Origin of the sequence: Pseudomonas sp. SMN11, from assembly GCF_052041945.1 — a bacterium.
Lineage (GTDB): Bacteria > Pseudomonadota > Gammaproteobacteria > Pseudomonadales > Pseudomonadaceae > Aquipseudomonas.
The window spans coordinates 19,676-34,707 of sequence record NZ_JBKGGW010000043.1 but is presented as its reverse complement, the minus strand read 5'-3'; the positions used below and the strand labels follow the sequence as shown (position 1 = coordinate 34,707).

Sequence of the window (15,032 nt, the reverse complement as noted above, 5' to 3'; positions counted from 1 at the left end):
GCTCCCACAGGATCTCCACAGGCCTGATGCTTGCACAAGACCTGAGGGAGCGGGCGTGCCCGCGAAGAGGCCGGGACAGGCGACATCAACTTTCGCTGAGTGCCCCGACCACCTGCTCGACACTGGCCTTGAGCCCAGCCACCGTATCCTCCGGGTCACTCTCCACCACCAGCAACTTCGCCCCGGCCGCCTCGATCACCTTGGCCAGCCTTGCATCTGGCTGCCGATGGTCCAGCACCAGCGCCACATCCTGCTCCTTGAGGTTCTCACCCAGCGCCTTCAGCGCCGCCTCATCCCACTTGCCATCCGCTGGCAACGGCTGCTCCACCACATCCAGGTTCAACCCGCTGGCCAGATACCCCAGGCGCTCGGACAGGCTGACCACACTCAGGTTGTCGACCTTGGCCAGCTGCGTCTGGCTGCTGGCGGTCAGTTCCAGCAGCTGGCGCTTGAGCCCCGCCAGGTTGCCTTGGATCCTGCCCGTGTCGGCGGGCGCCAGGCGCTCCAGGTCATTGGCCAGCACATCGGCCATGCGCCCCAGGTTGGTCGGGTTCAGCCAGGGGAAGGCGCCATAGGCGTCATCGCCACTCACGGCGATGCCCGGCAGTGCACCATCCACCGGCCGCGCGGCGTCGATCTCGACGATGCGAATGTTGCTACGCCGCGCCATGGGGTACAGCGGGTCGTCACGCCAGATCGAGCGCACGCCGATCACCGCGTCGGCCTGCTGTGCGGCCTTGGCCAGTGCCGCGCCTCCACGGCTGCTGAAGTACGACGGCTGGCGGCTGGCCGGCAGGTTGGCCGGCGCTGCGCGCGTGAGCTGCACGGCGGTGCCGTCGAGCAGGGCGCTGGCCAGGCTGTGGGTCACCGGCAGGGTGGCCAGCACTTGCGTGGCTGACGCGAACGCAGGCAGGCCGGCGAGGGCGAGGGCCAGGGTCAGGTGTTTCAGGTTCATGCCGGGTTTCCTTGCAGGCGAGGGACGAGGGCGCGGGCCAGCGCGGCGAGGGCGAAGCAGATGCCGGCGACCAGAATGATCGCTGCGCCCGAGGGCACCGGCAGATCGAGGATGATCGGCAGGAGGATGCCGAGCAACGTGCTCAGGGTGGCAATCAGCACCGAGACGAAGAAAAAGCCCTTCAGCGACTGGCTGACCAGGCGCGCCGCCGCCGCCGGGATCACCAGCAGGGCACCGACCAGTATCGCCCCGATCACCTTCACCGAGGCCACCGTGACCAGTGTCACCAGCACCACGAACAGATAGTCCAGGGTTTTCACCGCCACCCCGCGCACGGCAGCCAGCTGCGGGTTGAAGCTGGCCAGCATGATGCGGTTGTACAGCGGCAGCGCCAGGGCCAGCACCAAGACCGCGACAATGCCCAGCACCATCAGGTCCTGGGCGCTGACGGTCAATACCGAGCCGAACAGCACGTTCTCGAGGATATGCACGTTGATCTTGCCGGCCAGCATCAGCAGCAGGCTGGCGCCGAGGGCTAGCGAAACGGAAAGGAACACGCCAATCAGCGTGTCCGGGGACAGCCCGGTGCGGTTACGCAGGAAGTTGAGCAGGATGCCGAATAGCAGGCAGTAGCCGAACAGGCTGCCATAAGGGCCGGTATACGGCTCGCCCAGCAGGATGCCGATGGCGACCCCGGTGAGCGCGGCATGGCCGACCGCCTCGGAGAAGAAGGCAAAGCGCTTGACCACCACCAAGGTGCCGAGGCCGCCCAGCACCGGGCCGATCATCAGGCCGGCCAGCAAGGCATTGATCACGAAACCGTAGGCCAGTGCCTCCGGCAGGTAGCCAGCGCCGGCCCATTCCTGGACCAGCTGGCGGAATGCTTCAAAGCTCATCAGGCAAGGCTCTCGCTGCGGGGGTGGACGGAGAACAGACCGAGCAGGCGCTCCGGGGTCAGGGCCTGGGCGGGTGGGGCGTCGAACAGCACCTGGCGGCTCAGGCCGGTGACCCGGTCGGCCAGGCGCAGCACGGCCTCCAGGTCATGTTCGATCCACAGCACGGTGGTGCCGGCCTGGCGCCAGCCTTGCAACAGCTGTTCGAATACCTGGATACCGGCTTCGTCGAGCGCCGACATTGGCTCGTCGAGCACCAACAGTTGCGGTTCGGGAATCAGGCCCTGGGCCAGCAGCACGCGCTGGCGTTCGCCACCGGACAGGGCGCCCATGCGCCGCTTGCGTTTGTCGAGCATGCCGACCCGCGCCAGTGCTGCATCGATTGCCGGCTGCACCCGGCGCGACAGGCCGAGGAACGCCGGGCGCCGCTGGCACATGGCAGCCATGAAGTCGTCCACGGTCATCGGCAGCCCACGGTCGAATTCCAAGGCCTGCGGCACATAACCGATCACCTGCTGCGCGCCTGGCCAGTGCAGGCTCAGCTGGCCCTGATGCGGCATCTGCCCGAGCAGGGTCTTGATCAGCGAGCTCTTGCCGCCGCCATTGGGGCCGACGATGGCATGCACGCTGCCCGCGGCAACGCTGAACTGCACCTGCTCGAGAATGCGCGTGCGGCCCAGGGTCAGGTCGATGTTGGCGAACTCGATGCGTGGCCCGCCGGGCGCCGTGAGGTTGGCAGCGGCGGTCATGCGCGGTTCTCCTGGATGGCGCGGACCACGGTGTCGAGGTTGCGCTTCATCTCCACTTCGTATTTGTCTTTGGTGTATTCGCCGTAGGAAATGTGCGTCAGCGGATACAGACGCACGCCGGATTCACGCTGGATGGTTTCGACATAGGCCGAAGGGAAGTCCATCTCCGAGAAGATCACCTTCACGTCCAGTGCCTTGAGCTGGTCGATAGTCTTTTTCAGCTGTGCCGGGCTCGGTTCGATGCCATGGGCGGGCTCGACCACCGCAGTCACTTCCAGCCCGAAATCACGCACCAGGTAGTCGTAGGCAGCATGGATGGTGGCCACGCGGAAGGTGGCGCCGGGCGCCTCGGTCACCTTGGCCAAAGCCTCTGCACGCAAGGCGCGCAGGCGCTTGGCGTAGGCGCGGGCGTTTTGCGTGTAGAGCTTGGCGTTGTCCGGGTCGAGCTTGCCCAGCTCGCGGGCGATGTTGTTGACCTGGGCGATGGTGGTGCTGATCGACAGGAAGGTGTGCGGGTTGACCACCTTGCCGGCGCCACGTGCGGCGATGCCGGTGGCCGCCAGCAACGGTACGTTCTGGTTGGCTTCGATGGTCTTGATCCCGGGCTTTTCACTGGCGGCGATCATGCGGTCGGCGAAGTCGTCATGGCCGACGCCATTGAGCACCACCCCGTCCAGCGTGCCGATGCGCTTGATGTCCTCGGCGCGGGGCTCATAGGCATGGGGGTTGAAGCCCGCCGGAATCAGCGGCACCACTTCGGCCTTGTCGCCGACGATATTGCTCACGTAGCTGTAGTAAGGGTGCAGGGTGATACCGATGCGCAGGGGCTTGCCGGTGTCGCCCTGGGCCAGTGCCGGCAGGGCGCAGGCCAGGAGCAGTGCGAGGGCTTTGCGGAACATGGGGAATCCTTGGGTTCAATGACGGTGTTCGCGGGTAACCCCGGCGTCGTAGTGGCTGACTACCTGCTGCCAGCCGGCGGCGATCAGCGCGTCCTGGCCGAGGTCGTCGGGGAGCACGGCGGCGCTGTCGCGGCGCAGCCAGACGTTGACCTCTGTACTGTCGGCAGTGGGCAGAATCATCAGGAAGCTGCCTGCCACCTGCGGCGCCTGGCTGTGGCCCAGATAGGCGCCGGCCGGCAGCCATTGCCACTGGTGGTTGCCACGGCTCTGGCTTCCCGCGTCTGCCACGAACGGTGGCAGGCCTTCCCCGGCCAGGATTTCGACACTGGGCGTGGCGGCGCTTTCCTCGCGCAGCAGCTGGATTTCGTCGAAGGCCACGCGCAGGTCGGTATAGATACCCTGTTCGGCGGCAGTCAGGTCGCGGCGGGCGTCTATCTGGTGGCTGGCGATGGCCTGCTCGTCGTCGCGTTCGCCGCGCAACAGCACCACGCCGGCGGCGAGGGCGACGATCAACAGGCTGACCAGCAGCACGTAGAGGGTTTCGTGCCCGGCACCAGCCGGGCGCACTACCTGGGTATGGCTCATGTCTGTGCTGCTCATGGCTGCGCGATGTCGGCGTGGTCGACTTCCACGACATGGCCCGGGCCTGCGTCGAACAGCACGTAGAACTCGCCATCGGGGCGCTTGAAGGTCAGGCTCGAGTCGTCACCGAGCTTGCCGCCGACCAGCACCTGCTCGTCGTAGCCGATCACGTCGAGGGTCACCCCGGGCGCGCCGCTGCCATCGGAAAAGCCGCCGGTGCATTTCACCTGGCCACCCGCCACTTCCTCGCACTCGCACATCGGGTTGTGGGCCAGGGCCGGGCCTGCGGCCATTACCAGCAAGGGCAGGGCGAGCCTGCGCATCAGGTGTTTCATGGTTTGCCTCCTTGTTTTTCGAGCCAGGCCACGGTGGCTGGCGAAGCCTTGGCCAGCGGGACGGAGGCTTGGTGCAGGCGGCCGTCCCAGCCTTCGAGGGTGATCCAGATCTGCGCATCGGCGGGGGTGCGCGGTGGTATGGGCAGGTTGGTGACCATGCGGTATGGGGCGCCGAAGAAAATGGTGCCGGCGGTGCGCAGGCTGCGCGGCTTGCCGATGCGCAGGTAGACCGCCTTGACCTCATTCACGCAGGCCTTGCACAGCGCCGCATTGAACAGCTTGAAATGGCCGGCGGGGCCATCGGCGCGTGGCGCCTCGTTGCGCAGTTCGGCGAGGTCGAGGCGGTAGGGGCCGACCTGAATGTCGCTGATCGGGTTGGCACCGAGCCCGGCGTCACCACGGAACAGCCTGACGTCGGCGAAGTACTTGGGCATGAAGCCCAGGGGAATGAGGATCAGCAGGATGTTCAGGTGGAAGCGCCACTTCAGCCACCATTGCTTGAGAGGACGGGCGGGCAGGGTTTGGGCCTGGCTCATGGGCGGACTTCCAGGGTGGTTTCGTGGCTTGTGTTGCGCGGTGCGCGCTCACCGCGCTTGAGCGCCGCGGCGGTGGCCTGGGCGGTGCGTTTGGTCCAGATCAGCAGGCCGCTGAACACCATCAGGGTCAGGATCAGGCCGAAGAAGAACCACACCAGCTTGATTGGCAGGCCACCGAAGTCGCCGGTGTGCAGCGGGCGCATGGATTCGGTGAAGAACTCCAGGGCCGAGCGGTCGCTGAGCAGGAACTGGCTGTCGACCTGGCGGGTATAGGGGTTGACCGACGCGCTCTGGAACATCAACGGGTACCAGCCGCGCCCGCCCATTTCGATGTGGCTGTAGGCGGTAGCCGGCAGCGAGACGGAGGTGATCTCCAGGCTCGGGATGGCCAGACCGGCGATACGTGCGGCCTCGTCCACATCGATACGCGGTGCCGGGCTGCCATCGGCGGTCTGCGGCACTTGCTCACGCGCGATCACCGGGACGATCGGTTCGCTGGAAATGGTGATCTGGTTGTCGAAAAGGATCGCCCGGGTCAGGAACCAGATGCTGGTGATGGAAATGACCGCGATGAACCAGATCGACCAGACCCCGGCCAGGCGGTGCAGGTCACCCCAGAAGATGCGCGCGCCATGGCCGGTGCGTACCGGTTTGAAAAAGCCTTTCCAGAACTTCTTGTACACCACCAGGCCGGTGACCAGCGACGCCAGCATCGGCAGGCCGAGCAGCGACACCATGTACCAGCCCCAGCTGAAGCCATTGGTGAACGGCACCAGCCACCAGCCATGCAGGGCGCGGGTGAAGGCTTCGAAGTTGAAGTCCGGCATCTTGCCCTGGATGGCCCCGGTATACGGGTTGACGTAGAGCATCGGGCTCGCTCCATCGGCGTAGGTGACCCGCGCCGTTAGCGCGAAGTGCGAGCCGTCCGGCTGGCTGAGCGAATTGACGGCCATGTCCGGTTCGGCCTTGTGCAGGGCATCGAGCACTTGCTGGAAGCTCAGGCGTTCGGCGTTGTCGTCGGGCTTGCTGGCACGCACGTCGGGGTTGGCCAGCCAGACGATTTCCTGGCTGACCACGGCCAGCATGCCGGTGAAGCAGACGATCAGCACGAAGAACCAGATCGGCAGGGCGAGCCAGCTGTGGACCAGGAACCACAACTTGGACTTGGATTTTTTCGGGGATTTGGCCATCGGTCCGTCTTCTGAAAAGGTGGTCGAGCACAGGCCCAACCAAAGGGGGCTGTTCTAGAAAGGACGAATGAGAATGAAAATCCTGCTGGATTAAGTGCAAGCAAATGTTTCAGAGGGCACAAATGCCGACAGGGCGCTCATGGCGCCCTGTCGGTGGGTGTGCAGTATGAGTCAGGCGCTGGTCAGGGCCACGGCGGGTTGTGCCAGACCTTGCCGGCGAGCCAGGTCGTGGTACAGCGCTTGGCCGATCTCTGCGGCACGGGAGGGCAGTACCGACAGCAAGGTGTCGCTAAGGCCGTGGCTATTCTCACAGAACCCTTGCAGGTAGACCGACGCCTGCAGGTCGGGGCTTGCCAGTACCCGGTAGTTGCGGTCCACGCTGAAGTCTTCCACATAGTGGGCCAGTGGTGCCAGCAGGTCGCGGTGCGAGCGGCGTTCGTAGCCGGTGGCGAGGATCACCGCGTCGTAGCGGTGGGTCTGCTGCTGGCCGGTGGCCAGGTCGCGCAGGGTCAGTTCGATGCCGTCGCGGGTGGCCACCACGGCTTCCACCTGGCGGCGGCACAGCACGTTGTGGCGGAACTGGTGGGCGACCTTCTGCCGGTAGAGGATGCCGTAGATGCGCTCGATCAGGTCGAGGTCGACTACCGAGTAGTTGGTGTTGTGATACTCACCGAGCAACTTGGCGCGTTGGTCGGCCGGCTCGTTGTAGACCAGGTCGGTGTAGTCAGGGGAGAAGATCTCGTTGACGAACGGGCTGTCATCGGCCGGCTTGAGGGCGGAACCGCGCAGCACCATGTCGACCTTGACTGACGGGTAGCTGTCGTTGAGGTCGATGAAGGCCTCGGCGGCGCTCTGGCCCGAGCCGATCACCGCGATGCGCATCGGTTTGCCAGCCGTGCACGGCAGTTTGTTCAGGCTGCTCAGATACTGGGAATGGTGGAACACCCGTGGGTCATCCTTGAACGCACCGAATTTTTCCGGGATCTTCGGGGTACCGCCGCTGCCGACCACCACCGAGCGGGTGCGTCGGCTGATTTCGCGGCCCTGCGTATCACGCGATACCAGGCGCAGGTGCTCGACGCGTCCGGCCTTCACTTCAGGCTCGATGCGCAACACTTCTTCGCCATACACCGCCTGGGTGGCGAAATGCTCGGCGGCCCAGCGCAGGTAGTCGTTGTACTCCAGGCGGCAGGGGTAGAAGGTTCCGAGGTTGATGAAGTCGGCCAGGCGCTGCTTCTGGTGCAGGTAGTTGACGAAGCTGTACGGGCTGGTCGGGTTGCGCAGCGAGACCAGGTCCTTGAGGAACGAGATCTGCAGTTCGCTCTGGGTAGCCAGGGTTTCGCCGTGCCAGCGGTATTCCTTCTGCTTGTCGATGAACAGCGCGTCGAGGGCGTGGCCCTGGCTCTGGGCGAGTTCTTCAAGGGCGATGGCCAGGGCCAGGTTGGACGGGCCGAAGCCCACGCCGATCAGGTCCTTGATAGTTTCCGGGTGTGCAGACTGGCTCATGGCTGCGATTCCATAAAGGGTCGAATGTGGGCGCATGCCGGGGCTCCGGCGCCTGCGCTTGTACATTGGGTGGAACGAGCCAGGGGCAGGGGAATTTACTGCCCGGGAGTGTGCCTGCGGCCAACCGTGCCTAAAGGTTTTTGCCTGCCGGCCGATACGCAGGTCAACTCAAGGACCCTTTGCAAGGCAGGGAGAAAGACATGGTAAACATCGCGGCAGTCAGCATCAGCAATACTTCGGCCCAGGCGGCCAGCGCTTCGCAGGTCAGCGACACTGAAAAGACTGAATCGGGCAGCTCGACGCTGCAGGTCGACACTTCGAAGCTGCGTGGCGACGGCCAGGCCAAAGGCGCAGAAGGCAGCAGTGGAAGTGGGGAGCCGGCACACATCACGCAACTGCGCGAGATGATCAAGAAACTACAGAAGCAGCTGGCGGACGAGCAGAAACAACTGGCCATTCTGATGGCACAGAAAACCGACGAAACCACCAAGCTGGCAGCCGTCACTGGCAAGCAAGCCAGCATCGCCACCATCAGCGGCGAAATTCAGGCGGCTACTGCGCAGCTGCTGGAAGCGCTGCAGAAGACAGGTGGCAACAGTGCCGGCGGGATGGTCGATACCCAGGCCTGATATTGTCTGGCATTGTACTTGTAGGAGCGGCCTTGTGTCGCGAAAGGCCGCTCCTACAATGCGGCGCAATCTTGAGGGTTACTCCGACGCCAGGCGCCCCTTGCCGTGTTTGTCCGACTTGTATTGCATGGCCACGGCCGGTGCCGGTTTGGTCGCGCCGGTCTCCAGCCATTGACGCATGCGGGTGGCGTCGGCGAAGTGGGTGTATTTGCCGAAGGCGTCGAGGATCACCATGGCCACCGGGCGGTTGTCCATCTTGGTCAGCAGCACCAGGCAGTGGCCGGCATCGTTGGTGAAACCGGTCTTGGTCAGCGTGATGTCCCAGTTGCTCTTGTTCACCAGGTGGTCGGTGTTACGGAAGCCCAGGGTGTAGTTTGGCTTGCGGAAGGCCACGGTCTTTTCGCGGGTGGTCGACAGCTCGCTCAGCATCGGGTACTTGCGCGACGCCATCAGCAACTTGGCCAGGTCATGGGCGGTTGAGACGTTCTGCGTCGACAGGCCGGTCGGCTCGATGTAGCGGGTGTGCGCCATGCCCAGGCTGCGGGCCTTGGCGTTCATTGCCTTGATGAAGGCCGGGTAACCGCCCGGATAATGGTTGGCCAGGGTGGTGGCGGCACGGTTTTCCGACGACATCAGGGTGATCAGCAGGGTTTCCCGGCGGTTCAGCTCACTCCCCAGGCGCACGCGCGAATACACGCCTTTCATGTCCGGGTTGTTGGCAATGGTCATGGTGAGCATCTCATCCATGGGCAGCTTGGCATCCAGCACCACCATCGCCGTCATCAGCTTGGTCACCGAGGCAATGGGCACCACACGGTCGGCGTGGCTCGAATACAGTTCCTGGTTGGTGTTCAGGTCGATCAGCAGGGCGCTGCCAGACGCCAGGTGCAGCTTGGACGGGTCGCGTTGGACCTGGGCCGGGGGTTGTGCAGCAGCGGTCGACGGAAGGGTCGCAGTTCCTGTGAGCAACAGCAGCAGGCTGAGGATGGACAGGGATGTTTTCACGTTGAGGCTCACTAAAGGTTGGTATGTCGTTGGCTGTGCAAGGGTTTTCCCCCAAAAAACCGATGCATTCTGGAGTATGGCCGAACGCCTGTCGATTGCTCGTTGAGTCGACTGACAGAAATGAAAAAACCTTCATGCTGTATCGGTTTTCCTGGCTCCGTTCGTCGGTTCGCCAGGCAAAAAAAGACCCGCCAACGGGCAGGTCAGAAGAGGCGTAGGGAGCAACGCACAACAAATTCGGTCAAGCGATCAGGCAACCGGCCTGCAGCTCTTCAGCCAGGGCCTGGGCCGAGGCGCGGGAGGCCAGCGGGCCGCTGACGGCCTCGCCGTTGCTCACCAGGTACCAGCAGGCCAGCAGGCCTTGCTCGCGCAGGGCGGCGGGGACGGCAGTGCCGACGACTGACATGATCTGAATAGTGGCCATGGGGACCTCCTGTGAAACATGGCCCTACCTTACGCATCAGCCGACAGGGTATGAAATCAACACGCTCAATAGTGCTCATCAGTTTTATCAACGGTCACCAGCGTGGCGGGCCGTAGTAAACCGGTGGCGGGCCATAGTACGGCCGGTACGCCGGTGGCGGCGGTGCCGGCACGTAGTACGGCTGGTAGTACACCGGCTGGGGCGGAGCCTGCACATACACCGGCGGTGGCCCATAGTAGGCGGGCTGTTGTTGCACGTAGACCGTGCGGTCGCGGCCGCCATACACCGTCGCCCCGACCACGGCACCGACCACGGCGGCGCCGAGCAGTGGGCCGGGACCATACCAGCCATGGCCGCCACCACCATGGGCAGAGGCTTGCCCGCTGATGGCCAGGGCACCGACCAGCAGGGCGATTCCGGGGAGATGACGGTTCATGAGACTTCCTCGCAAGATAACCCCACGCTTGGGGCCTTACTACTATGACTCCGGTCTCTGTCAGCTGAGCACAGGGAGACGGTAAAGGTTGTGTAAGGGGCGACCAGTGGTTGAGTCTGGTACGCTGCACAAACGATTCAGTTATGAAAAAGGAGCAGGTTATGGCGGCAACTCCCAGCAGAGACACCGTACTGTGCATTTCCCTGGCCGGGCGGCCTGGCACATTCGGCGTGCGTTTTCATAATCACCTCTACCAGCAGCTCGGGCTGGACTACTACTACAAGGCCATGACCACCGACGACCTGCCGGCAGCGGTTGCCGGCATCCGCGCCCTGGGCATTCGCGGTTGTGGCGTGTCGATGCCGTACAAGGAGGCCTGCATGGCGCTGGTCGATGAAATCGATCCGTCGGCGGCGGCGATCGAGTCGGTCAATACCCTGGTCAACGATGCTGGCCATCTGAAGGCCTATAACACTGACTACCTGGCCGTGCGGCAACTGCTCGCAGAGCACCAGGTCGACCCTGCCACCGCGTTCGCCTTGCGCGGCAGTGGCGGCATGGCCAAGGCGGTGGCCAGCGCCCTGCGTGATGCAGGGTTCCGCGAAGGCATCATCGTCGCCCGCAACGAGCAGGCCGGGCGGCAGCTCGCGGATGTCTGCAGTTATCGCTGGGTGGCCGAACTGGGCGACCTGTGCCCGCCGATGCTGGTGAACGTGACACCGATCGGCATGGCTGGTGGGCCGCAAGCCGATAAGCTGGCGTTCAGCGAGAATGCCATCGCGGCGGCCGAGCGGGTGTTCGACGTGGTGGCGATGCCAGCGCGCACTCCGTTGATCCAGCGGGCCGAGGCGCTGGGCAAGCCGGTGATCACCGGCCTGGAGGTGATTGCACTGCAGGCTCTGGAGCAGTTTGTGCTTTACACCGGGGTGCGGCCCAGTCGTGCACAGGTTGAAGCGGCGGTAGCCTATGCGCGCGCCGCTCCTGCAGCGAAATGACCGTGCCGGTCAGAAGGCTTTGTGCCCCTTGTCCAGTTGCTCATCCACCAGTGCCCGGCCATGGGCCAGCGATACATGCTGTGCATTCTCTAGGTCCGAGAAGAACTTCATCGGCATGGACAGGCGCTTGCTGGTGTGACCCTGTGGATCGGTGATCAGGCAACCTGCGGCATAGGGCAGGGGGGAGTCGGGGTGGGGCATCACGCTGGCGGTGATGGTGTGGTCGCGGTATTCACAGTGAAGAGATTGCATCGTCCTTACCTCGCTGTGGCATGTGAAGCAGTTACCTTCATATACCACAGCAAGGGGCCAGGAGTTCCCGGCCCGACGAGCGCGAACTGACGGCAATCAGCCCTTCAGTTCGGTGGGCTGGATCACTTCAACCCAGTAACCGTCCGGGTCCTTGACGAAGGCCAGGTGGTTCATGCGGCCATCTTGCAGGCGCTTCTGGAACGGCACGTCGAGGGCTTCGAAACGGGCGCAGGCCTCGCGCACGTCCGGCACCGAAATGCAGATGTGGCCAAAGCCGCGCGGGTCGGTGTTGCCGTTGTGGTAGGCGAATTCCGGGTCGTTTTCGGTGCCGTGGTTGTGGGTCAGCTCCAGCACGCCCGGGATCGACTTCATCCACTGGTGGCGCGCGGTGTCGTCGGCAGGTATTTGCGCCGGGTCGACCAGGGCCAGGAAGTACAGGCTGAAGGCCGCTTCAGGGAAGTCGCGCTTGTCGACCAGGCGGAAGCCCAGCACACGGGTGTAGAAGTCCAGCGACTTCTCGATGTCCTTGACCCGCAGCATGGTGTGGTTGAAGACGAACTGGGCGGTGGCAGCGTCTGGCTGCGCGGTGACGCCAGGCAGGGTTTGCAGATCGTGCAGGCTCATGGGTACTCCAGAGACGGGGCTGGCATTCAGGTGCCAGCGAAACAGACAGGGGGCCATGATACGGCAGTGAAGCGTTTGCGCAAATGAAAGCGCCCTGCTCGAAGGAGCAGGGCGCCGGAATTAGAGGCCCGCATGTGCGGGCGCGTGATGGGGTCGCTAGTCCTTTAGCTGTCTCGATACTGCTGCAGCGGTTGTGAAAAAAGTGTGAAGTGGGTGTTGACGTTTCGTCAGCGCACCCAGCTCTCCACGGTAGCGGCCCCATACTGTTCTTTCCACGCCTTGAGGCCGCGGTGGTTACCGCCTTTGGTCTCGATCAGCTCGCCGGTGTGCGGGTTTTCGTACACTTTCACCACGCGCGGGCGGCGCTGCTGTTTCGGTGCGCTGGCAGCGCCACGGGTAACTGCCTTCGGGTCGAGGATGGCGATGATATCGCGCAGACTTTTGTCATAGCTTTTCATCAGGCCGACTAGTTTCTGCTCGAATTCGATTTCGCGTTTGAGGCCGGCATCCTTTTTCAGCGCCTCCAGTTGCGCCATCTGTTCCTGGAGCGCTTTTTCGGCAGCACGAAACTCTGCAAGTCTGGACACTGTAATCACTCCTGTACGTCTTCCGTGGCAGGGCGTGACGAACATTGATAAGGACTAAACGCCAGCCACGCGGGTGGGTAAAACTGTTCGCTGACATCGAGTGTAGACACTTGCATGACTTCGGTAAACCGCAAACTTTTTATAAGTAACCGGGAACTTTCCAAGTTTTCCGGGCGGTAATTCAGGTGATTTTTCGATTTGTCTTCGACGGGTTCTAGACCATGGTCCAATAGCCTGTGGCAGAGCGGCTGGGTGATGATTTCAGATGATGGTCGACTCATGTTCGGCCGCGACGCATTAGCGTGGCGCAGGTGCGTCACGATTCGTTTTTTTTGCCTTACTTGTGGATGTTCCCTCGCATGTTTTCCCCCCTCCCTCTCGCCCCTGGGCGCCGTGTTGCCGGCCTGTTCCTCATGTGCGCCGGCGCGCAGGCTCAGGCCGCCGGTTTTCTTGAAGACGCTAGTGCCAAGGTCGAAGCACGCAATGTCTATTTCAACCGGGACTTTCGTGACGGCCACAGCAGTTCCAGCCAGGGTGCGTCAAAACGTGAAGAATGGGCGCAAGGCTTCATTCTGAATGTGCAGTCGGGTTATACCCAGGGCCCGGTTGGCTTTGGTATTGATGCACTGGGCATGTTAGGGATCAAGCTCGACTCCAGCCCGGCCGACAGTAACAGTGGTTTGCTGCCATCCTCCGGCCACGATCCACGGCACTCCGCCGACCAATACGCGAAGATGGGCCTGGCGGCCAAGGTCAAGGTGTCCAACACGGTTCTGAAGTACGGCTCGATGATGCCGGACGTACCGCTGTTGAAATACAACGATGGTCGCCTGCTGCCGACCATGTTCCACGGCGCGATGCTGACCTCCGAGGAAGTGCGCGACCTGAAGTTCACCCTGGCCCGCCTGGACAAGTACACCGCGCGTGATTCCACCGATCGCCAGGATATTCGCGTGCATTGCAAGAACAAGCGCTATGCCTGCGATATCGAAGCCGACCACTTCGACCTGGCCGGCCTCGACTACCGTTTCAATGACCGGCTCAGTGCCCAGTATCAAGTCGCCAAACTGGAAAACATCTACCGCCAGCACTTCCTTGGACTGGTCGCCAGCCAGCCGCTCGCTGTCGGTAGCCTGTCGGCAGATCTGCGGCTGATCAAGAGCGATGACATTGGCAACGCCCGCGCCGGTGAGATCGACCACCGTGCCTTTAGCGGCATGCTCGGCTACAGCCTGGGTGGGCACAAGATCAGCGCCGGCTGGCAGCGCATGTATGGCGAAAGTGCCATGCCGTACCTCGATGGCAGCAACCCTTATCTGGTCAACTACGCCCAGGTCAACGACTTCGCTGCCGCCCAGGAGCGCTCCTGGCAGCTGCGTTACGACTACGACTTCAAGGCCCTTGGCGTGCCAGGCCTGAGCTTCTTTACCCGCTACATCAACGGCGACCATATCAAGGTCCCGGGCAGCAATGCCGAAGGCAAGGAATGGGAACGCGACACCGAGCTCAAGTACCAGGTGCAGAGCGGCACCTTCAAGGATGTCAGCGTGCGCCTGCGTAATTCCACGTACCGCAGCAACTACGAGAAGTGGGCACGGGACATGGATGAGACGCGGGTCATCGTCAGCTATAACTTCTCTATCTTCTAATTTGAGCTATCGGGCGGTGCCATGAAAGACGTTCTGTTGATTGGCATCGGCCCGGGTGACCCGCGGCAGATCACTGTCGAAGCGGTCGAGGCACTTCGTCGCGCCAGTGTGTTCTTCGTGCTCGACAAGGGTTCCGGCAAGGATGAGCTGGTGCGCTTGCGCAAGGCGATCCTCGAGCGCTACCGGCCCGAGGGTGGCTACCGCCTGGTGCAGGTGGCAGACCCGCAGCGTGACGCCGAGGCAGTCGACTACACAGGCGCGGTGCAGGACTGGCATCGCCGGCGCGCCGCGCTGTATGCCCGGTTGATCAGCGAAGAGATGGGCGCCGAGGATATCGGCGCCTTTTTGCTATGGGGCGAGCCGAGCCTCTACGACAGCACCTTGCGCATCATTGATCTCGTCCGCGAACGCGGTTTGGCGCTGCGGCTGCAGGTGATTCCCGGCATCAGCAGTGTGCAGGCCCTGGCGGCGCGGCATCAGGTCCCACTCAATCGCATTGGCGAGCCACTGACCGTGCTGCCAGGGCGGCGCCTGGAAGAGCACGGGCAGGTGGACAATGTGGTGGTGATGCTCGATGGGCAGTGTGCGTTTGCCACACTGGAGGATCCGGCGCTGGTGATCTACTGGGGTGCTTACCTGGGTACCGAGGATGAAGTGCTGATCGCGGGGCCCTTGCAGGCGGTGAAGGCACGGATTCTTGAAGTGCGCGAGCGGGAGCGGCAGCGCATGGGGTGGATCATGGATACCTACCTGCTGCGGCGGGAGCTTTGAGGTGGGGCGCCGACT

19 protein-coding genes are annotated in these 15,032 nt (G+C 63.3%); 4 read left to right on the top strand and 15 right to left on the bottom strand.

Features of this window, described 5'->3' with window-relative positions:
- Window positions 1–85: 85 nt before the first annotated feature.
- The 9 genes from ACLEJU_RS25485 to ACLEJU_RS25445 all read right to left on the bottom strand — a co-directional run bounded on the left by ACLEJU_RS25485 (window position 86) and on the right by ACLEJU_RS25445 (window position 7,645).
- Window positions 86–955: a metal ABC transporter solute-binding protein, Zn/Mn family gene (locus ACLEJU_RS25485; protein ID WP_435423925.1), complete on the bottom strand. Its 870-nt coding sequence runs from the start codon at window positions 953–955 to the stop codon at window positions 86–88.
- The gene (locus ACLEJU_RS25480) at window positions 952–1,851 is read right to left on the bottom strand and encodes a metal ABC transporter permease (RefSeq protein ID WP_435423926.1); all 900 of its coding nucleotides are present in this window, start codon (window positions 1,849–1,851) and stop codon (window positions 952–954) included. Before ACLEJU_RS25480 ends, ACLEJU_RS25485 begins: the two co-directional genes overlap by 4 nt.
- Complete coding sequence (locus tag ACLEJU_RS25475) at window positions 1,851–2,597, bottom strand: metal ABC transporter ATP-binding protein (protein WP_110632324.1); 747 nt, start codon at window positions 2,595–2,597, stop codon at window positions 1,851–1,853. The genes ACLEJU_RS25480 and ACLEJU_RS25475 overlap by 1 nt, the downstream gene beginning before the upstream one ends.
- Window positions 2,594–3,496: a metal ABC transporter substrate-binding protein gene (locus tag ACLEJU_RS25470; RefSeq protein WP_435423927.1), complete on the bottom strand. Its 903-nt coding sequence runs from the start codon at window positions 3,494–3,496 to the stop codon at window positions 2,594–2,596. The genes ACLEJU_RS25475 and ACLEJU_RS25470 overlap by 4 nt, the downstream gene beginning before the upstream one ends.
- A 15-nt stretch (window positions 3,497–3,511) precedes the next feature.
- On the bottom strand, window positions 3,512–4,081 hold the full coding sequence (locus ACLEJU_RS25465) for a DUF6162 family protein (RefSeq protein WP_435423928.1): 570 nt from the start codon (window positions 4,079–4,081) through the stop codon (window positions 3,512–3,514).
- Between the two features lie 11 nt (window positions 4,082–4,092).
- Window positions 4,093–4,413: a hypothetical protein gene (locus ACLEJU_RS25460; RefSeq protein ID WP_152956106.1), complete on the bottom strand. Its 321-nt coding sequence runs from the start codon at window positions 4,411–4,413 to the stop codon at window positions 4,093–4,095.
- On the bottom strand, window positions 4,410–4,949 hold the full coding sequence (locus tag ACLEJU_RS25455) for a thiamine pyrophosphate-binding protein (protein ID WP_435423929.1): 540 nt from the start codon (window positions 4,947–4,949) through the stop codon (window positions 4,410–4,412). The genes ACLEJU_RS25460 and ACLEJU_RS25455 overlap by 4 nt, the downstream gene beginning before the upstream one ends.
- Window positions 4,946–6,139 (bottom strand): PepSY-associated TM helix domain-containing protein, encoded by a 1,194-nt coding sequence (locus tag ACLEJU_RS25450; RefSeq protein ID WP_435423930.1) that lies wholly within the window; start codon window positions 6,137–6,139, stop codon window positions 4,946–4,948. Before ACLEJU_RS25450 ends, ACLEJU_RS25455 begins: the two co-directional genes overlap by 4 nt.
- A 171-nt stretch (window positions 6,140–6,310) precedes the next feature.
- Window positions 6,311–7,645 carry a lysine N(6)-hydroxylase/L-ornithine N(5)-oxygenase family protein gene (locus ACLEJU_RS25445; RefSeq protein WP_435423931.1) on the bottom strand — a complete coding sequence of 445 codons (1,335 nt, stop codon included), beginning with the start codon at window positions 7,643–7,645 and terminating at the stop codon, window positions 6,311–6,313.
- A gap of 200 nt (window positions 7,646–7,845) precedes the next feature.
- Here ACLEJU_RS25445 and ACLEJU_RS25440 point away from each other — a divergent pair, with 200 nt between their 5' ends.
- Window positions 7,846–8,274: a hypothetical protein gene (locus ACLEJU_RS25440; protein WP_435423932.1), complete on the top strand. Its 429-nt coding sequence runs from the start codon at window positions 7,846–7,848 to the stop codon at window positions 8,272–8,274.
- 78 nt (window positions 8,275–8,352) lie between these two features.
- On the opposite strand, the gene pbpG is transcribed toward ACLEJU_RS25440, so the two are convergent.
- From pbpG to ACLEJU_RS25425, 3 genes are all read right to left on the bottom strand, one after another.
- Window positions 8,353–9,279 carry a D-alanyl-D-alanine endopeptidase gene (gene pbpG / locus ACLEJU_RS25435; protein ID WP_435423933.1) on the bottom strand — a complete coding sequence of 309 codons (927 nt, stop codon included), beginning with the start codon at window positions 9,277–9,279 and terminating at the stop codon, window positions 8,353–8,355.
- A 241-nt stretch (window positions 9,280–9,520) separates the two neighbouring features.
- Entirely contained in the window at window positions 9,521–9,703 is a 183-nt protein-coding gene (locus ACLEJU_RS25430) for a hypothetical protein (protein WP_435423934.1), read from the bottom strand.
- A gap of 94 nt (window positions 9,704–9,797) precedes the next feature.
- Complete coding sequence (locus ACLEJU_RS25425; protein WP_435423935.1) at window positions 9,798–10,139, bottom strand: hypothetical protein; 342 nt, start codon at window positions 10,137–10,139, stop codon at window positions 9,798–9,800.
- A 161-nt stretch (window positions 10,140–10,300) separates the two neighbouring features.
- Between ACLEJU_RS25425 and ACLEJU_RS25420 the strand changes: the two genes are divergently transcribed.
- Window positions 10,301–11,134 (top strand): shikimate 5-dehydrogenase, encoded by an 834-nt coding sequence (locus ACLEJU_RS25420; protein ID WP_435423936.1) that lies wholly within the window; start codon window positions 10,301–10,303, stop codon window positions 11,132–11,134.
- Between the two features lie 9 nt (window positions 11,135–11,143).
- Here ACLEJU_RS25420 and ACLEJU_RS25415 read toward each other — a convergent pair whose 3' ends face one another.
- From ACLEJU_RS25415 to ACLEJU_RS25405, 3 genes are all read right to left on the bottom strand, one after another.
- Window positions 11,144–11,386 (bottom strand): hypothetical protein, encoded by a 243-nt coding sequence (locus ACLEJU_RS25415; protein WP_060513305.1) that lies wholly within the window; start codon window positions 11,384–11,386, stop codon window positions 11,144–11,146.
- Between the two features lie 96 nt (window positions 11,387–11,482).
- Window positions 11,483–12,010 (bottom strand): lactoylglutathione lyase, encoded by a 528-nt coding sequence (gene gloA / locus ACLEJU_RS25410; protein ID WP_054883228.1) that lies wholly within the window; start codon window positions 12,008–12,010, stop codon window positions 11,483–11,485.
- A gap of 227 nt (window positions 12,011–12,237) precedes the next feature.
- The gene (locus ACLEJU_RS25405; RefSeq protein ID WP_103447938.1) at window positions 12,238–12,597 is read right to left on the bottom strand and encodes a histone-like nucleoid-structuring protein, MvaT/MvaU family; all 360 of its coding nucleotides are present in this window, start codon (window positions 12,595–12,597) and stop codon (window positions 12,238–12,240) included.
- Between the two features lie 359 nt (window positions 12,598–12,956).
- On the opposite strand from ACLEJU_RS25405, the gene ACLEJU_RS25400 reads away from it, so the two are divergent.
- Both ACLEJU_RS25400 and cobF read left to right on the top strand, forming a co-directional pair.
- Window positions 12,957–14,246, top strand: coding sequence for an OprD family porin (locus tag ACLEJU_RS25400; RefSeq protein ID WP_435423937.1), 1,290 nt, complete (start codon window positions 12,957–12,959; stop codon window positions 14,244–14,246).
- A gap of 21 nt (window positions 14,247–14,267) precedes the next feature.
- The gene (cobF, locus tag ACLEJU_RS25395; RefSeq protein WP_435423938.1) at window positions 14,268–15,017 is read left to right on the top strand and encodes a precorrin-6A synthase (deacetylating); all 750 of its coding nucleotides are present in this window, start codon (window positions 14,268–14,270) and stop codon (window positions 15,015–15,017) included.
- Window positions 15,018–15,032: the final 15 nt, after the last annotated feature.

What these genes read in the sequence shown, in the direction of transcription:
- ACLEJU_RS25465 (WP_435423928.1), bottom strand. Translation starts at nt 4,081, where the DNA reads ATGAGCCATACCCAGGTAGTGCGCCCGGCTGGTGCCGGGCACGAAACC.
- ACLEJU_RS25470 (WP_435423927.1), bottom strand. Translation starts at nt 3,496, where the DNA reads ATGTTCCGCAAAGCCCTCGCACTGCTCCTGGCCTGCGCCCTGCCGGCA.
- ACLEJU_RS25415 (WP_060513305.1), bottom strand. Translation starts at nt 11,386, where the DNA reads ATGCAATCTCTTCACTGTGAATACCGCGACCACACCATCACCGCCAGC.
- ACLEJU_RS25440 (WP_435423932.1), top strand. Translation starts at nt 7,846, where the DNA reads ATGGTAAACATCGCGGCAGTCAGCATCAGCAATACTTCGGCCCAGGCG.
- ACLEJU_RS25485 (WP_435423925.1), bottom strand. Translation starts at nt 955, where the DNA reads ATGAACCTGAAACACCTGACCCTGGCCCTCGCCCTCGCCGGCCTGCCT.
- ACLEJU_RS25425 (WP_435423935.1), bottom strand. Translation starts at nt 10,139, where the DNA reads ATGAACCGTCATCTCCCCGGAATCGCCCTGCTGGTCGGTGCCCTGGCC.
- ACLEJU_RS25455 (WP_435423929.1), bottom strand. Translation starts at nt 4,949, where the DNA reads ATGAGCCAGGCCCAAACCCTGCCCGCCCGTCCTCTCAAGCAATGGTGG.
- ACLEJU_RS25460 (WP_152956106.1), bottom strand. Translation starts at nt 4,413, where the DNA reads ATGAAACACCTGATGCGCAGGCTCGCCCTGCCCTTGCTGGTAATGGCC.
- ACLEJU_RS25450 (WP_435423930.1), bottom strand. Translation starts at nt 6,139, where the DNA reads ATGGCCAAATCCCCGAAAAAATCCAAGTCCAAGTTGTGGTTCCTGGTC.
- ACLEJU_RS25445 (WP_435423931.1), bottom strand. Translation starts at nt 7,645, where the DNA reads ATGAGCCAGTCTGCACACCCGGAAACTATCAAGGACCTGATCGGCGTG.
- gloA (WP_054883228.1), bottom strand. Translation starts at nt 12,010, where the DNA reads ATGAGCCTGCACGATCTGCAAACCCTGCCTGGCGTCACCGCGCAGCCA.
- ACLEJU_RS25430 (WP_435423934.1), bottom strand. Translation starts at nt 9,703, where the DNA reads ATGGCCACTATTCAGATCATGTCAGTCGTCGGCACTGCCGTCCCCGCC.
- cobF (WP_435423938.1), top strand. Translation starts at nt 14,268, where the DNA reads ATGAAAGACGTTCTGTTGATTGGCATCGGCCCGGGTGACCCGCGGCAG.
- ACLEJU_RS25420 (WP_435423936.1), top strand. Translation starts at nt 10,301, where the DNA reads ATGGCGGCAACTCCCAGCAGAGACACCGTACTGTGCATTTCCCTGGCC.
- ACLEJU_RS25475 (WP_110632324.1), bottom strand. Translation starts at nt 2,597, where the DNA reads ATGACCGCCGCTGCCAACCTCACGGCGCCCGGCGGGCCACGCATCGAG.
- ACLEJU_RS25400 (WP_435423937.1), top strand. Translation starts at nt 12,957, where the DNA reads ATGTTTTCCCCCCTCCCTCTCGCCCCTGGGCGCCGTGTTGCCGGCCTG.
- ACLEJU_RS25480 (WP_435423926.1), bottom strand. Translation starts at nt 1,851, where the DNA reads ATGAGCTTTGAAGCATTCCGCCAGCTGGTCCAGGAATGGGCCGGCGCT.